The organism is Haloparvum alkalitolerans (assembly GCF_050122995.1).
Classification (GTDB): Archaea; Halobacteriota; Halobacteria; order Halobacteriales; family Haloferacaceae; genus Haloparvum; species Haloparvum alkalitolerans.
In genome coordinates this window covers 82,252-95,850 of the sequence record NZ_JBNLIA010000011.1, presented here as the reverse complement: position 1 = coordinate 95,850, position 13,599 = coordinate 82,252, and the positions used below count along the sequence as shown (strand labels likewise).

Sequence of the window (13,599 nt, the reverse complement as noted above, 5' to 3'; positions counted from 1 at the left end):
CCGTTTGCGTCTTCCCGCGCTCTCGGATCCCTCGACGGGGCGGACTTGCCGGCGTCGTCGACGATCGACGGCCGTTCCCGCCGGACCGTTCCCACGTCGCCGGAGGCTTCGTCATGCTTTTTACCGGCCCGACCAAGGTTCCTCCATGAGCGAGGACGACAAGTATCCGGCCGAGTCCGGCCGGCGGCGGTTCGTGAAAGGCGTCGTCGGCGGCGGCGCGCTCGCGGGGGTCGGCGCCACCGGGTCGGCGACCATCAACTCCCTGACGACCTCCTCCGGGACCGGCGGGGGACAGACGACCGCGATGGCCATCGAGCGCGTCGGCGGTCCCGCTCCGCGCGGGATGCCCCAGATCCCCGTCGAGATAACCGACGACGGGTACATCCGCGGCAAGTGGCCCGAGACCGCCACGGAGACCCAGGAGGGCCAGGAGATCACCGTCGCGAAAGAGGAGATGCCCGGCGGCGTCACCTACTCCGGCGAGTGGTTCCAGTACTGCGGGATCGAGAGCTACCAGGGGATCCAGCCCGAGTTCGAGTCGGACAACATCTTCAAGTCCGCGGCCGGCGGCTACGACTGGCAGGGCAACGCCTACGAGAACGGCGACCCGATCCACCGCGACGACTTCGAGGACTACACCGAGTGGGGCAACGGCATCGGCGCCGACGGCGTCGGCAAGCCGGCCCTCGCCACCTGGCGCTCCGAGGACACGGACAGTTCGATCACCGCGGTCGTGCTGCGCTCCCCGCGCGTCGAGGAGGCGGCCCAGGACGACGAGTGGCTTCAGGCGTCCACGGAGGACGGCTTCATGGCGTGGGTCAACGTCTGCACCCACTTCTGCTGTATCCCGGGCTACAAGAAAAACGAGGAGTCGGCCCGCTACGACGCCGCGAACGGCGTCTACTGCCAGTGCCACCAGTCGGTGTACGACCCCTTCAGCATCGTCGAGACGCTGTTCGTCGCGCGCCCCCGGACGGACTAGAGCGAACCGCACCGAATCGGGTCGCGTCCCCCGAACCGCCTCGCTTTTCTCGCACCCGACCGCGTACCTGCCGGTTCGCCGGTCGCGACCCGGCGGTTTTTGGTCACCGACCGCGCACGTGTCCCCATGACCGATGACGACGCCGGCGGTTCCGACGACGACTTCGAGGCGGAGATAGCGGCGGCTCGCGACCTGCTCGACGGCGAGGGGATCGACGCGGCCTACGTCGGCGTGGTCCGCGACGGCGAGGTGGACACGACGTTCGCCCAGCGCACCGCGGACCCCGAGCGCGAGGGGCTGCGCGCGCTCGCGCTGGCGGCCGCCCACCTCCGGCTCGTCGCCGACGAGGCGGGCGTCGACGCGTCGACGGTGGCCGCCGACGCCGCCTCGCTGGCCGAGCGCGTCGAGGAGATCCCGGGGTCGACCGAGACGCTCCCGGACGAGTAGGACGGATCGCGGTCGCGCAGGGCGTCACTCCTCGAGCGGCAGCCACGGCGTGACGAGGTCCGCCCCCTCGACGTGCCACCGCTCCTGAGGGCCCGCCGCTGCGCGCCGGAGTTCGATCACGGCGTCGAAGTCGGCGGCGACCGCGCGGGTCCGGTCCGCGTCGAACGGCGCCGACAGGTGGTAGTGACCGACCCCGTTCGCCTCCCGGACGGTCTCGCGGAGCGACGCGACCGTCTCCGCGCCGCCGGGCGACTCGAGCAGCGGGGCCAGCGCGGTGACCCCGAGCCGGAATCGACCTGGCTCGTCGCCGCTCTCCCCGGCGGCGGCGTCGACCGCCGCCGGGACGGACGGCGACGGCGCGGACGGCGCGGTCGGAGCGGCCGCCGACCGCGTGTCCACCGCGGCGTCGATCACCCGACCGCCGTCGGGCAGCCAGCGGTCCGGATCGGTCTCCCCGACCGCGATCAGGACGCGGTCGCGACCGGCGTCCGGAGACCCGAACAGCCGGCGGCTCGCGGCCCGGTGGGTGGCGGCGTCGGTCGCGCCGACGACCAGGAGGTTACAGCCCCGCCGTTTCAGCCGGGCCAAGTGCTGACGGACCCGTGCCCGGTCGCGCCGCGTGGACTCCATACGCGTCTCGTCTCGCCGAAACGGCATTAGTTTTTGGGACGAGACCGTCGAATATTCTGGGGATACGCCCCGATGGCCGGCGATCGGGGCACTGATCGTCGGCGGACGCGCGCGATCGATCACCGACACGTCGGGACCGATCCCGATAGACGATCAGTCCTCGCCGAGCCGGCGGAGCTGGACCGAGACGCCGGCGGCCGCGACGAACAGCAGCGCGAGGTTGAACGCCGCCAGGACGATCGGTTGGTAGGCCGGGTCGACCCACGTCCGGACGGTCGCGCCCGTGTACCGGTAGAAGCCGATCGCGGTCACGAGCGCCACGAAGACGAACGCGCCGAGCGCCGCCTTGTCCAGGATGCTCCGGAGGCGCCGCGTCCGTCCCTCGTCCTCTCTCCCCGGGTCGGGGTCCTCGTCCGGGGCGGCGTCGACCGCCGGCGCTCCGTCGGCGTCCGGCCGGTGGTCCGAGCTCGCGTCCGGGTCGGTCGGGGGCGATGCGTCAGCGTCGGCGTCTGGAGTGTCTGTCATCGGGAGTCACCTCGGTCGGCTCCGCGGCGGCGCAGGCGGCCGGCCAGCACGAACGACAGCAGCGCGACGACGGCCGCGACCGCGCCGAAGCCGGGCGTCTCGCCGCCGGTCGCCTCCTCGCGCTCCTCGGGCCGCGGCTCGGGCTCGGACTCCTCCTCGGCGAAGTCCGCGGCGCTGAACGCGACGGACTCCGTGGTCCGGTTCGCGCTGATCGTCTCCCGCGGGTTCAGGTTCGCGACGCTGCCGGCCTCGTCCACGACCACGCCGTCCGCGCGGAGCATCGCGTCGACGTAGTAGTTGTACTCGTCCGGCACGGTGACGGTCACGTCGACCGTCTCGGTGCGCCCCGGGCGGATCTCACCCACGGTCGCCGTCGCGCGGTCGGCGACGACGTTCGAGTCGCTCTGTCTGAGCAGGACCGCGAGCTCCACGGCCTCGGAGGGGTCGTCGCCGCGGTTCGTCACGGACGCGGTGATCCGGAGCGTCGCCGTCTCGCCGTCCGCCTCGTCGACGGCGACCGCGAGCGTCGGCCAGACGCGATGGTCGGCGAAGCCGACGCGGCGGTCGGCGTAGGCGGGCGTCAGCGCCGCGACGCCGCGGACGGTGCCGCTGTCGCTCGCCACGCGCTCGCCGTCGGCGAAGACCGTCGTCTCGATCCGATAGCCGCCCTCCCGCGGAACGACGAGCGTCCCCGTCGCCGAGACCTCGCCGTCGCCCGTCACCTCGCCGAGCCCGACCCGCCGCTCGTCGACCAGCAGGCCGGAGTCGGCGTCGACCGCGCGGTAGCGGACGCTGACGTTCTCGAGGGGGCCGCCGCGGTGACGTAGCCCCGTGTCGATCCGCAGCGCGGCGGTCTCGCCGGTTATCTCGCCCGGGGCGACCGCCGTCTCCGCGACGGCGAGGTGCCCGGGGGGCGCGTTCTCGGACCGCGGGTCGTCGAGCGCGTCCGGGGCGGCGAGCACCAACCCCGCGGCGCCGACGAGGAGGAGGGCCGCGACGACCGCCAGCGTGGACTCTCGGTTCACGCGCTCACGATCCGACCCATCGGATAAGTGCTTTCTCCCGTCACAGGGCCAACACGTTGGGGCGGCGCGGATACTTTTACGCCGGCGCGGCCCGACGCCCCCACCATGACGACGTACGTGCTCGCGACCGACTCCGTCGACGCCAGCGCCCGGATCTGCGATTACCTGCACGAGCGGCTCGCGGCGGACGACACCGTCCACGCCGTCAACTCGAAGCGCGGCGGAGACGAGACCACCGCCGAGGAGATCCGGTTCGGCGAGGACGCGCTCAACGTGGTCGCCTCCCGCCTCGGCGCCGCGGCGACCGTGGAGACGCACCAGTTCGTCCGCGGAAACGCCCCGGCCGCGGACGTGCTGGAGTGTGCCGAGGAGGTCGAGGCCGACGAGGTGCTGATCGCCGTCCGCCACCGCACCCCGGCGGGGAAGGCGCTGTTCGGTAGCGTCGCGCAGACGATCCTGCTGGAGGCGGAGCGGCCGGTGGTCTCGGTGCCGCGGGAGTAGCGGGCGCGGCCACCGGCTCACGACGCGTGCCGGCTACAGGTCTCGCACGGCCGCCACGGCCTCCTCGACCGGCGGCGCGTCGAACCGGTCGGTTCCGGTGTAGGCGTTCGCGCCGGCGGCGTACAGGTCCGCGACCGCGCCCAGCACGTCCTCGGGGAGCCGACGCGGCTCGGCGTCACACAGCGTCCGCCAGTCGGCCACGTCGCGCTCGGCGACCTCGGCCTTCGCGTCCGCGACCGCGGCCACCCAGTCGGGATCCGCCCGCTTGTACCACTGCCGGACGACCTCCTTGGACACCTGCTGGCCGTCGTAGGAGAACCGGTTCTCGTCGAACGTACCGACCACGTCCGCGACCAGCAGGTCGCCCTCGTGGTACAGACACTCGATCTTGCCGTCCTCGTGGACGAACCCCGCGTCCTCGGCCCGCTCGGTCACGACGCGGTTCACCTCGCGCGCGAGGTCGGCGAGCGCGTCGACGTCGGCCGCCCCCGCGATCCGGTCCGCTTCCTCCTGCGTGAGGTAGCGGTCCTGTTCCTCGTACTTCGTCGAGAACTCCACGACCGGCTCCGGGAGGTCGACGACCGCCTCGGGCCACTCGTCGCGGTCGAGCCCCACCTCGCGGGGATCGCGGCGCCCCCGGAGGCTCGAGCCGACCGGCACGCGGTTGCGGAAGACCACTTCGAGGGGAACGAGGTAGTTCTCACCCGCCGCGTCGTGGTAGGCGCCGTAGTCGTAGCCGGAGGGGTCGGTCTCGGCTTGGTCACCCTTCCCGCCGACGTACGGCAGGTCCGGCACCTGCGTCAGCGCGATGGCCATCTCGGTCGGCGCGCCGTCGGCCTCGGCGAGCGGGACGACCGCCGACTCGGGGACCGCGTCCGCCGCCGGGTCGGTCCCCGCGGCCGGGTCCACGACGCCCCGGTAGTGGGTCGGGACCCCGGCCGCCTCCAGTAGCTCGAAGTTGTACGCGCCCATCGAACAGAGGCTCGCGCCCTTGCCGGGGATGGCGTCGGGCATCCGCCCCCAGTCGAAGACGGAGTAGGCGTCGGTGAACACGAACCGGCCGCGGCCCAGGTCGGTCGCGGTCGCGGGCTCGGCGACCCGGAACTCCTTCACGCTCGTCATACCCGAGAGCGTGCGCGCCCGCCCCATGAATCTTTCACTTCTGTGGTCACCCGGCCATGAATCTCCGCCCAGATATCCATAAATGCGGATCAGTCCGTGGTCGCCGAGAGTTCGCCCGGAGGGAAACCGACATACCGGCCGCGACCGAGTGACGGGTATGACGGTCACGCGCACGGTCGAGCTTGAGGGCCACATCATCGACTCGGGGACGATGCAGCGCGCGTTCGCGGCGGTGATGGATCTCGGCGGCTCCTTCGACGTGGAGCAGTTCGACGTGGGACGCCACGAGGACGAGGAGTCCTACTGCCGGATGGCGGTGTCGGCCGACGACGAGGCGACGCTGAAGGAGATCCTCCACGAGCTCCACCAGAACGGGGCGGTACTGGAGAACCCGCCGGACGCCACGCTCGTCGCGGCGCCCGACGACCGCGTCGTGCCGCCGAGTTTCTACTCCACGACGAACCACCCGACGGAGGTGCGCTACGAGGGCGAGTGGCTCCCGGTCGAGCACATCGAGATGGACTGCGCGCTCGTCGTCGACCCCGAGGGCGGTCCCGACGGCGGGCCGCGCGCGTACACGAAGGTGCTCAACGCGGTCGAGGAGGGGGACCTGATCGCCACGGACGAGGCGGGGATCCGCGTCAACCCCCCCGAACGCCCCCGCGGCGGCGAGGGCGCGTTCGGCTTCATGCAGGGCGGCGTCTCGGCGGAGCGCCCCTCCGAGTCGACCATCCGCGAAGTGGCCGAGGAGATCCGCGAGGTGAAAGCCGACGACGGCAACGTCCTCGTCGTCGCGGGCCCGGCGGTGATCCACTCCGGCGCCGGCGACGACCTCGCGCGACTGGTCGAGGCCGGCTACGTCGACGCGCTCTCGGTCGGCAACGGCTTCGCCACCCACGACATGGAGCGGTCCATCTACGGCACCTCGCTCGGAATGAACGTCGAGACGCTCGAACACCCCCGGAAGGGCCACAAACACCACATCTGGGCGATAAGCGAGGTGATCCGCGCGGGGGGCATCGAGCCCGCCGTGGAGGAGGGACTCGTCACCGAGGGCGTGATGTACCAGTGCGTCCAGCAGGACGTTCCCTACGTGGTCGCGGGGTCGATCCGCGACGACGGCCCGCTGCCGGACACGATCACCGACGCGGTCGCGGCCCAGGACGCCATCCGCGAACAGGCCCGCGAGGCCGACATCGTCCTGATGCTCGCGACGCTGCTGCACTCGGTCGCGGTCGGCAACTGTCTCCCCTCCACGACGAAGACGGTCTGCGTGGACATCAACCCCGCCACGGTGACGCAGCTGCTCGACCGGGGCTCCGCGCAGGCGGTCGGCATGGTCACCGACATCGGCACCTTCGTCCCCACGCTGGCGGAGTACGTGATCGAGGGGGAGACGGACCTCGGCGTGGCCGACGACTGAATCGGGCCCACCTCGGTTCCGGCTCAGTCCCGGACGTGGATCGAGGAGCCGAGGTACTTGTGGAGGGCGTCGTCGACGCTCTCGGCGCGGAAGTCTTCGAGATTCGCGGCGACCGACTCGCGGAGCGCGTCGAGGTACGCCTCGTCGGTGCGCAGTTCTCGAAACGTGACCGCGGTCACCTCGACGCCGAGCCGGTCGCTCGCGACCGACCGGAACCGCTCCGGAGCGCCGAGTTCGCCGCGCCAGAGCCGGTCGCGGAAGAACCGCCAGTCGGACGCCGCGGCGTCGGCGCCCGCGGACGCGCCGCCGGAACCGTCCCCCGACTCGGGGCCGGATTCGGAGGCCGTCGGCGGCGTCGGCGCGGGGATCTCCATCGTCGTCTCGAAGCGGTTCGGCGACACGCGGACGCCGTCCGGCTCCAGGCGGAACTCGACGGTGAAGACGTAAGCGGCGTTCATGGTCGGGACGCGTCCGGGCGGCGATCAGTACTCGTCGTTACAGAGGCCGGCGAGGCGGAGGTCCTTCTCGGTGATACCGCCGGCCTCGTGGGTGGTAAAGCGCACCTCGACCTCCCCGTACCGGACGACGATCTCCGGGTGATGAAACGCCTCCTCGGCCACTTCGCCGACGGTCCCGGCGAAGGAGACGCCGTCGAGGTAGTCGTCGAACTCGTAGACGCGGACGATCTCGTCCCCGTCCCGCTCCCAGCCCTCCGGGAGCCGCCGGTCGACCGCGTCGTCGTCGAGTCGTTCGGCCATGTGCGTGGCGTGCGCTCGGGAGGGGTTAAGCGTTCGGGCGCCCCCCTCGTCGGCCCTCCGGCCGGTTCGGTGGGCTACTCCTCGTCGGACCGCTCGGCGAACTCCTCGATGGCGTCGTCGAGCGCGCCGTCGAGGGCGTCGTCGATCCGCTCGGACTCGATCGGAACCACCCGCCGCTCGAGCGCCTCGTGTTTGAAGTAGAGCAGCTCCACGCCGACGACGAGAACGACCAGCACGAGGACGGCCGAGAACGTCTCGGGCTCGCGGGTCCGCAGGTTGTTCGCCATCAGCGGGAGGAACAGCCCGGCGCCGAGCGCGCCGACCGCGGGCGGGGCCGGGTGGACCGACTCGTGGTCCCGCTCGCGGAGACAGAGCAGGCTCATCGCGCCGAACACGACGATGAACGACAGCGACGCGAACGACGTGATCGCGTTGAGGCTGCCGACCGCGGTGAACGCGGCGGTCACCGCGCCCAGGAGGGCCAGCGTCCGCTCCGGCGCGCCGTTCGCGTCGCCGTCGCCCACGCGGTCCGGCAGCAGGTCGTCGTCGAGCATCCCCTTCGCGAGGTGCGCCGAGGAGAACATCGTCGCGTTGATCGCGCTGCCGGTGGAGAACAGCGCCGACAGCGCCAGCACCGTCCCGCCGAGCGCGCCGAGGCCGTAGGGGGTCAGCATCGTCCGCGCGGCGTCCTTGAGCGCGAGGTGCGGGTGGCTCTCCAGCGCGCCCGGCGCGAGGCTCACCGTGACGACCGCGACGAGGACGTAGACGAGCACCGCGGCGGGGATCGCGACGAACACCGCCCGCCGGATGGTCCGCTCCGCGTCGGCGATCGACTCCTGGTCGTAGAACAGCAGCTGCCACCCCTGGAACGCGACGAACGAGACCGCGGCCGCCACCACCGGACCGACGCTCGAGAGCTCGCCGACCCCGAAGGCGAGCCCGGTGCGCGGCGCGGCGCCGAGCGCGTAGGCGACGCCGAGGGCGCCGAACGCGAGGAGTATCGCCACCTTCGCCGCCACGAGGAGGTTCTCCGCGCTCCCCGACGTGCGCGCGCCGGCGAGGTTGAGCGCGACGAATCCGGCAACGGCGAGCACGGAGACGACGGGGCGCGCGGGGACGCCGCCGACCGAGACGGGGACGCCCACGAACGACACCGCGAACTCGCCGAACGCGAACGCGTACATCGCCATCGACCCGACGTAGCCGAACAGCAGCGTCCAGCCGAGCATCCCCGCCAGGTCGGAGTTGCCGAGGTAGCACTGGACGAACGTCACCGAGCCGCCGCTGTTGTCCGTCATCGCGTTGAGGCGGGTGTACGAGTAGCCGGCACACAGCGAGACGACGCCGGCCGCGAGAAACGCGACCCACGCCGCCCGCGTGATCCCCGCGACGACGCCGAGGACCGCGTAGATGCCGCCGCCGATCATCCCGCCGAGCGCGATCGACACCGCCTCGGTCAGCCCGAGATCGTCGCCGCCCATGCGTTCGCAGGGTCGCCGCGGGCGGCCAAAAGTCCGGTGGCGGCCCGGCATCGGCACACGCGACCGCGTGACACACAAGGCCTATCCTGACCGCGCGTCTTCGAGCGGACGTATGCTCTCCCGGCTCCGCGGCGGCTTCGAGCGCGCCTACGAGCGGCTGCTGCGGCGAGAGATCGGCGAGACTCCCACGCACGTCGCGATCATCCAGGACGGCAACCGGCGGTACGCCCGCGAGCAGGGCGAGGACGCGCCGGAGGGCCACCGCGCCGGCGCCTCCACCACCGAGCAGGTGCTGGACTGGTGTGCCGACCTCGAGGTGGCCGAGCTGACGCTGTACGCCTTCTCGACGGAGAACTTCGACCGCCCTGACGAGGAGCTGGAGCCGCTGTTCGACTTGCTGGAGGACAAGCTCCGCGAGTTCGCGGACGCCGACCGCGTCCACGAGCGGGAGGTCTGCATCCGCGCCATCGGCGACGTGGACCGACTCCCCGACCGCGTGCGCGAGGCGGTCGCGTACGCCGAGGAGCGAACAGCGGGGTACGACGAGTTCCGGCTCAACGTCGCGCTCGCGTACGGCGGCCGGAACGAGCTGCTGTGTGCCGCCCGGGACGTGGCGAGCGACGTGGCGGCGGGCGACCTCGACCCCGCGGCCGTGGACCTGGCGGAGGTCGAGGACCGGCTCTACCGCCGCCCGGTCCGGGACGTGGACCTGATCGTCCGGACCGGCGGCGACGAGCGCACCTCCAACTTCCTGCCGTGGCACGCCAACGGCAACGAGGCCGCGGTGTTCTTCTGTGCCCCCTACTGGCCGGAGTTCTCGCGGATCGACTTCCTGCGGGCGGTCCGCACCTACGAGTCGCGCGAGGAGTCGTGGCAGCGCGCGCGCACGGACCGGGCGGTCGCGCTGGTGCGCGCGGTCGCGGAGGCGGAGCTCTCGGAGGCCCGGTCGGTCGCGGGGCGGCTCCGCGAGCAGCTCCCGAGCGGCGCGGCCGACCGGCTGGCCGACGAGGTGGCGCGCCACGACGCCGCGAGCGAGGAGACGGTCGACTGACCCCCACGCCTTCGAGGATCGGTCGTCGCCCTCAGAACCGCGTCGACGCCGGAGCCGGCGGCATCGCGCGCTTGTGGGCGGTCGACTGCACCTGCTCGACGACCGCGTCGACCTGCGCCGGCTCGACGCCGAGTTCGCGGGCGGTGGCCGCCCGCGAGAGCGGGCCGTCGACGTGGCACGCGAGGATCGCGTCCAGCGTGTCGTAGTCGATCCCCAGCTCCGCCTCGTCGGTCTGGCCGGTCCACATCCCCGCGGTCGGGGTCTGCATCACCAGGTCGTGGGGGACGCCAACGTGGGCGGCCAGCTGGCGCACCTGCATCTTGTAGAGGTTGCCGATGGGGTTGCAGTCGACCGCCTGGTCGCCGTACTTCGTGAAGTAGCCCGTCATCGCCTCCGAGCGGTTGCCCGTGCCGAGGACGATCCGGTCCTCGGCGTTGGCGACGAAGTAGTTGAGCACCGCCCGCGTGCGGACGAAGACGTTCCCCTTCGCGGTGCGGTCGGCGGCCGCCTCCGGGACGGCCTCGAAGAACCCGTCCGCGATGGGACCGATCTCGATCACGTCGTACTCGATGCCGAGGTTCGCGGCGACGCGCTCCGCGTCGCTCATCACGTCCGGGTCGTTCACCTCCGAGGGCATCGTGATCCCGTGGAGCGCCTCCTCGCCGAGCGCCTCGACCGCGAGGTAGGCGGTGAGCGTGGAGTCGATCCCGCCCGAGAGCCCGAGCACCGCGCCCTCGGCGCCCGCGGCGTCGACCGTCTCCGCGATGAACGAGACGATCCGGTCGCGGGTCGCCGCCAGTTCCTCCTCCGAGAGCCGCAGGTCGAGCGGCGGCTCCGCCGACAGCAGCACCGACTTGTCCGAGCGCTGAGTCATCGGGCGACGGTTCGGCGCGGGGCGACTAATAAGCACTCGCCGGCCGGTCGGACGTGGACGAACGTCCGGTTCTGGGCGGTTCTCGTGGCGCCACGACGCGCCTACAGCAGCCCCTCGTGTTCGGCCAACAGCAGCCCCTCGAGGGTGGCGTCGTTCGTCGGCGGCTCGCGGGCGACCTCGACCGCCTCCTCGACCGGCACCGTCCGCGGGATCAGGAACTCGTTCGTGTCGAGCGCGCGCTCGACCGGCTCCAGGTCCGCCGCGAAGACGTACCCGCGCTTGTGTCTGAGCGCGCCGGTCGAACACCACGTCTCCTGCAGCAGGCTCGTCGACCCGGGCGCGAAGCCGGTCTCCTCGGCCAGCTCGCGCTCGGCCGCGGCGGTGAACGACTCCCCCCGCTCGACGATGCCCGCGGGGAGTTCGAGGTGAGTCTCCCGGACCGTCGGCCGGTACTGCTCGACGAACAGCACCTCCCCTTCGGCCACCGCGACCACGACGGTCGCCGGCGGCAGCTCCGCCCAGTAGTAGTCCTTCAGGCTGCCGTCCGGCTGCTCGACGCGGTCGTAGCCCGCGGTGATCCAGCCGGTCTCGTACTCGACGGCGACCTCCTCGACGGGCCACTCCGGCGCGCCCGGCAGCGAGTGCTTCCGCCCGTCCGCGAACGCGGGGTGGTCGCGGAGGTCTGCGGTCCTGTCGCGGTCGTCGCTCATGCGGACTCCCGCCGCACGGTCGCGTAATAGCGGTTCCCCTCGTACTCGATCCGGACGCGGCCCTCCGCGACGACCGCCTCGGGCACGCGCTGTGAGAGCGCGTCGACCTCGTCGAAGGGCGTGTGCGTGAACGACTCCTTCAGCCCGTAGGGGCCGGTCTGGTACCCCTCCGAGCGGCCGTCCTCGCTCGCGAGCGCGCCCGTGAGGTAGGGGTAGCGGCGCTCGGAGACGTCCGTGACGTTGACCGCCGGCCCCTCCTCGTCGGTCGGTTCGACGACGAGGTGATAGGGCTCGCCGGTGCCGAGGTACCCCGGCAGCGCCCCGAGCGCGAGCAGACCGACGACGACCAGCGCGATGACGACGATCAGGTTCCGCGTGACCCGGCGCATGGCACCGCTTGGGCCGACGGGCGAATACGGGTTTCGCAACGCCGACGCGCTTTAGCCGGTTCGCGCCCGTCCCCCATTCGTGGAGTACCGGTTCGAACTGGCGCTGTGTGCGGCCCTGGAGTCGCCGGACCGCGTCGTCGCGCGCCAGCTCGGCGCCGCGGTCGCCGCGCCCGGGTCCCGCGTCGTCGACGTCTGCCTGCTGGAGCCCGGGCCGGGGTTCGACGAGCGCGCCGCCGTCGCGTCCGACACGATCCCGCCCGCGGCGGTCGAGGCGCCCGTCGGTCCCGGCACGGCGGTCCCGGTCCGCGACGCCTTCGAGACGGACCCCGGACGCGCGGCGGGGATCGTGGACGCGGCGGTCGAGGCGGGCTACCTCGAGCGCGAGCGGCGCGACGGGGTCGACTGCGTCCGCGCGACCGCGCGCTACCCCGGCGACTGGGTCGGGTCGCTGACCGCGGTCGAGAACAAACCCGACCTCGGCCGGCCGGGCGACCTGGAGGCGCAGTTGCGCTTCGACGTCGCGCTCGGCCTGTTCGACGAGGTGGTGCTCGCGACCGCCTCCTACGTCACCCGCGCGCACCTCAACCGGATCCCCGACTCGGTCGGCGTCTGGCGCTTCGATCCCGAGACGGGCGAGCGCGAGGTGGTCCGGGAGGCCACGCCGCTTGACCCGACCGAGCCGGGCGTGGAGATCCGCGAGGAGCGCGGCCTCCGGACCGACGTGGCGCTCGTCGACGCCGCGGCGAAGGCCCGCAAGCGCCGTCGGATCGCCGAGCGCGCATACGGCAAGGGGTGGCGGCCGGCGCCGCCGGCGTGCGCCCGGGCCGCGGTCACCGCGGACGGCCGCCCCCGGTGCGAGCACTTCGACCGCGTGGTCCACCCGGGCGGCGAGTGCGGCGAGGGCTGTCCGGCGTTCGAGGCGGACGAGGGACCGGACGCGGACCTCGCGGCGCTCCGTGACGCCCGGAGCGCGTGGGTCGCGGACCCCGACGGCGTCGGGCCGCGACGACAGGCGGGGCTGGGGCGGTTCGGCGAGTGACGGCAGCCGGGCACGGGCGGCGCGACGCGTGATGGCGGCCCGTCGGTCGCGCCGGATCGGTCAGTCGTGAAGCCGCCGGTGGACCGCCGCGATGGCCGTCGCGGCGAGGAGCGGCGGGACGACCGCGAGCGCGGAGGGGGCCGCATAGAGCGCGCCGACGACGGCGGAGGTCGTCGGTTCGCGTAGCTCGGCGGGCGCGGAGATCAGCAGCGCGAGGTAGATCGACGCGAGGAAGCCGAACCCGGCGAGCGCGAGCGCGGCGTCGTAGCGGTCGTCGACCGACTCCTCGCGGCGGTGGCGCCTGGCGACCAGAAGCGTCGGCGCCAGCAGCGGCCCGGCCGTCAGAAAGCCCGCGAGGACGAACAGCGTGCGCGTGAACGACGCGAGCCCGCCGGTCGTCAGGTCCTCGGTGTTGCCCATCTCCACGACGAGCGCGAGCGTCATCACGACGGCGATCAGCGCCGCCGCGGCCGTCCCGACGAGGACGTAGACCCGGAAGAGCCACGACCGGCTCGCGAACAGCGCGTAGGGGATCGCCCCGAGGGCGCCCCGGTAGCTGTCGAGCATCGCCCCGGAGTAGGATCCTCCGCGGCTTAACCCCCGCGGGACGGGGTCGTCGGCTTCCTCGCGCCGCGGCGTCCG

17 protein-coding genes are annotated in these 13,599 nt (G+C 72.7%); 6 read left to right on the top strand and 11 right to left on the bottom strand.

Going from position 1 to position 13,599, the window contains the following annotated elements; genetic code table 11:
• Window positions 1–145 precede the first annotated feature (145 nt).
• Window positions 146–982: a Rieske (2Fe-2S) protein gene (locus ACQE3L_RS10775; RefSeq protein WP_426963787.1), complete on the top strand. Its 837-nt coding sequence runs from the start codon at window positions 146–148 to the stop codon at window positions 980–982.
• A gap of 126 nt (window positions 983–1,108) precedes the next feature.
• Entirely contained in the window at window positions 1,109–1,429 is a 321-nt protein-coding gene (locus ACQE3L_RS10770; protein WP_426963786.1) for a DUF8113 family protein, read from the top strand.
• 24 nt (window positions 1,430–1,453) lie between these two features.
• On the opposite strand, the gene ACQE3L_RS10765 is transcribed toward ACQE3L_RS10770, so the two are convergent.
• The 3 genes from ACQE3L_RS10765 to ACQE3L_RS10755 form a co-directional block, all read right to left on the bottom strand.
• The gene (locus tag ACQE3L_RS10765; protein WP_426963785.1) at window positions 1,454–2,059 is read right to left on the bottom strand and encodes a DUF7504 family protein; all 606 of its coding nucleotides are present in this window, start codon (window positions 2,057–2,059) and stop codon (window positions 1,454–1,456) included.
• A gap of 153 nt (window positions 2,060–2,212) precedes the next feature.
• Window positions 2,213–2,584 (bottom strand): DUF8060 family membrane protein, encoded by a 372-nt coding sequence (locus tag ACQE3L_RS10760; protein ID WP_426963784.1) that lies wholly within the window; start codon window positions 2,582–2,584, stop codon window positions 2,213–2,215.
• The gene (locus ACQE3L_RS10755) at window positions 2,581–3,609 is read right to left on the bottom strand and encodes a DUF7490 domain-containing protein (protein ID WP_426963783.1); all 1,029 of its coding nucleotides are present in this window, start codon (window positions 3,607–3,609) and stop codon (window positions 2,581–2,583) included. Before ACQE3L_RS10755 ends, ACQE3L_RS10760 begins: the two co-directional genes overlap by 4 nt.
• Before the next feature lie 105 nt (window positions 3,610–3,714).
• Between ACQE3L_RS10755 and ACQE3L_RS10750 the strand changes: the two genes are divergently transcribed.
• Window positions 3,715–4,110: a universal stress protein gene (locus ACQE3L_RS10750; protein WP_426963782.1), complete on the top strand. Its 396-nt coding sequence runs from the start codon at window positions 3,715–3,717 to the stop codon at window positions 4,108–4,110.
• A 33-nt stretch (window positions 4,111–4,143) separates the two neighbouring features.
• Here ACQE3L_RS10750 and ACQE3L_RS10745 read toward each other — a convergent pair whose 3' ends face one another.
• The gene (locus ACQE3L_RS10745; protein WP_426963781.1) at window positions 4,144–5,232 is read right to left on the bottom strand and encodes a phosphoribosylaminoimidazolesuccinocarboxamide synthase; all 1,089 of its coding nucleotides are present in this window, start codon (window positions 5,230–5,232) and stop codon (window positions 4,144–4,146) included.
• A gap of 157 nt (window positions 5,233–5,389) precedes the next feature.
• On the opposite strand from ACQE3L_RS10745, the gene ACQE3L_RS10740 reads away from it, so the two are divergent.
• Window positions 5,390–6,655, top strand: a complete 1,266-nt coding sequence (locus ACQE3L_RS10740) for an ornithine cyclodeaminase, nickel-pincer nucleotide-dependent (RefSeq protein WP_426963780.1) — start codon at window positions 5,390–5,392, stop codon at window positions 6,653–6,655.
• Window positions 6,656–6,678: 23 nt separating this feature from the next.
• On the opposite strand, the gene lwrS is transcribed toward ACQE3L_RS10740, so the two are convergent.
• The 3 genes from lwrS to ACQE3L_RS10725 form a co-directional block, all read right to left on the bottom strand.
• Complete coding sequence (lwrS, locus tag ACQE3L_RS10735) at window positions 6,679–7,113, bottom strand: LWR-salt protein (RefSeq protein ID WP_426963779.1); 435 nt, start codon at window positions 7,111–7,113, stop codon at window positions 6,679–6,681.
• Window positions 7,114–7,137: 24 nt separating this feature from the next.
• Window positions 7,138–7,413 carry a 4a-hydroxytetrahydrobiopterin dehydratase gene (locus tag ACQE3L_RS10730; protein ID WP_426963778.1) on the bottom strand — a complete coding sequence of 92 codons (276 nt, stop codon included), beginning with the start codon at window positions 7,411–7,413 and terminating at the stop codon, window positions 7,138–7,140.
• 74 nt (window positions 7,414–7,487) lie between these two features.
• Window positions 7,488–8,894: an APC family permease gene (locus ACQE3L_RS10725; protein ID WP_426963777.1), complete on the bottom strand. Its 1,407-nt coding sequence runs from the start codon at window positions 8,892–8,894 to the stop codon at window positions 7,488–7,490.
• A 112-nt stretch (window positions 8,895–9,006) separates the two neighbouring features.
• Between ACQE3L_RS10725 and uppS the strand changes: the two genes are divergently transcribed.
• Entirely contained in the window at window positions 9,007–9,945 is a 939-nt protein-coding gene (gene uppS / locus ACQE3L_RS10720; RefSeq protein ID WP_426963776.1) for a polyprenyl diphosphate synthase, read from the top strand.
• Between the two features lie 31 nt (window positions 9,946–9,976).
• Here uppS and ACQE3L_RS10715 read toward each other — a convergent pair whose 3' ends face one another.
• The 3 genes from ACQE3L_RS10715 to ACQE3L_RS10705 all read right to left on the bottom strand — a co-directional run bounded on the left by ACQE3L_RS10715 (window position 9,977) and on the right by ACQE3L_RS10705 (window position 11,918).
• Entirely contained in the window at window positions 9,977–10,819 is an 843-nt protein-coding gene (locus ACQE3L_RS10715) for an NAD+ synthase (protein WP_426963775.1), read from the bottom strand.
• A gap of 101 nt (window positions 10,820–10,920) precedes the next feature.
• On the bottom strand, window positions 10,921–11,529 hold the full coding sequence (locus tag ACQE3L_RS10710; protein ID WP_426963774.1) for an NUDIX hydrolase: 609 nt from the start codon (window positions 11,527–11,529) through the stop codon (window positions 10,921–10,923).
• Window positions 11,526–11,918 (bottom strand): hypothetical protein, encoded by a 393-nt coding sequence (locus ACQE3L_RS10705; protein WP_426963773.1) that lies wholly within the window; start codon window positions 11,916–11,918, stop codon window positions 11,526–11,528. The genes ACQE3L_RS10710 and ACQE3L_RS10705 overlap by 4 nt, the downstream gene beginning before the upstream one ends.
• 79 nt (window positions 11,919–11,997) lie before the next feature.
• Between ACQE3L_RS10705 and ACQE3L_RS10700 the strand changes: the two genes are divergently transcribed.
• Complete coding sequence (locus ACQE3L_RS10700) at window positions 11,998–12,957, top strand: DUF5787 family protein (RefSeq protein ID WP_426963772.1); 960 nt, start codon at window positions 11,998–12,000, stop codon at window positions 12,955–12,957.
• A 60-nt stretch (window positions 12,958–13,017) separates the two neighbouring features.
• Here ACQE3L_RS10700 and ACQE3L_RS10695 read toward each other — a convergent pair whose 3' ends face one another.
• On the bottom strand, window positions 13,018–13,524 hold the full coding sequence (locus tag ACQE3L_RS10695; RefSeq protein ID WP_426963771.1) for a DUF8056 family protein: 507 nt from the start codon (window positions 13,522–13,524) through the stop codon (window positions 13,018–13,020).
• Window positions 13,525–13,599 lie beyond the last annotated feature (75 nt).